Raw genomic sequence first — 1,552 nt, forward strand, 5'->3', positions numbered from 1 at the left:
TGTGGGTGGGTAGGGGAGCGTCGTGCAGCCGTAGAAGCAGCAGGGTGACCTAGTTGTGGAGGCTGTGCGAGTGAGAATGCAGGCATGAGTAGCGAATGACACGTGAGAAACGTGTCCTCCGGATGACCAAGGGTTCCTGGGCTAGGTTAATCCTCCCAGGGTGAGTCGGGACCTAAGGCGAGGCCGACAGGCGTAGTCGATGGACAACGGGTTGATATTCCCGTACCCGTGTCAGATCGCCCATGATGAATCAGTTGTACTAACCGTCCTGAAGCTTACGGATCACCTTCGGGTGACAGTTGAGTGGATGCACGGGACCTCGGCTGGTAGTAGTCAAGCGATGGGGTGACGCAGGAAGGTAGTGGGGCCAGTCAGTGGTTGTACTGGTGTAAGCCTGTAGGGCGAGATCTAGGCAAATCCGGATCTCATATGAGCCTGAGAGGTGATGCGTAGCCGTTGCGGCGAATTCCATGATCCTATGCTGCCGAGAAAAGCCTCTAGCGAGATCTGATGTGGCCCGTACCCCAAACCAACACAGGTGGTCAGGTAGAGAATACCAAGGAGATCGAGAGAACTGTGGTTAAGGAACTCGGCAAAATGCCCCCGTAACTTCGGGAGAAGGGGGACCTCGCATGGTGACCGGATTTACTCCGTGAGCTGTGGGGGGTCGCAGAGACCAGAGAGAAGCGACTGTTTACTAAAAACACAGGTCCATGCGAAGTCGTAAGACGATGTATATGGACTGACGCCTGCCCGGTGCTGGAAGGTTAAGAGGACCGGTTAGCCGTAAGGCGAAGCTGAGAATTTAAGCCCCAGTAAACGGCGGTGGTAACTATAACCATCCTAAGGTAGCGAAATTCCTTGTCGGGTAAGTTCCGACCTGCACGAATGGCGTAACGACTTCTCTGCTGTCTCAACCACAGACTCGGCGAAATTGCAGTACGAGTAAAGATGCTCGTTACGCGCGGCAGGACGAAAAGACCCCGGGACCTTCACTATAGCTTGGTATTGGTGTTCGGTTCGGTTTGTGTAGGATAGGTGGGAGACTGTGAAGCGGGCACGCCAGTGTTCGTGGAGTCGTTGTTGAAATACCACTCTGATCGTATTGGATACCTCAACCTCGGACCATGATCTGGTTCAGGGACAGTGCCTGGTGGGTAGTTTAACTGGGGCGGTTGCCTCCCAAAATGTAACGGAGGCGCCCAAAGGTTCCCTCAGCCTGGTTGGCAATCAGGTGTTGAGTGCAAGTGCACAAGGGAGCTTGACTGTGAGACTGACAGGTCGAGCAGGGACGAAAGTCGGGACTAGTGATCCGGCACCGGCAAGTGGAAGCGGTGTCGCTCAACGGATAAAAGGTACCCCGGGGATAACAGGCTGATCTTCCCCAAGAGTCCATATCGACGGGATGGTTTGGCACCTCGATGTCGGCTCGTCGCATCCTGGGGCTGGAGTAGGTCCCAAGGGTTGGGCTGTTCGCCCATTAAAGCGGCACGCGAGCTGGGTTTAGAACGTCGTGAGACAGTTCGGTCTCTATCCGCCGCGCGCGTTAGAA

The 1,552-nt window shown here is 55.2% G+C and carries 1 rRNA gene; it reads left to right on the forward strand.

The features are described 5' to 3' along the window. A 23S ribosomal RNA gene (locus tag ACM9LD_RS25035) occupies nt 1-1,552 on the forward strand; the annotation flags it as partial.

Source organism: Tsukamurella hominis (genome assembly GCF_965137015.1).
GTDB classification, from domain to species: Bacteria; Actinomycetota; Actinomycetes; order Mycobacteriales; family Mycobacteriaceae; genus Tsukamurella; species Tsukamurella hominis.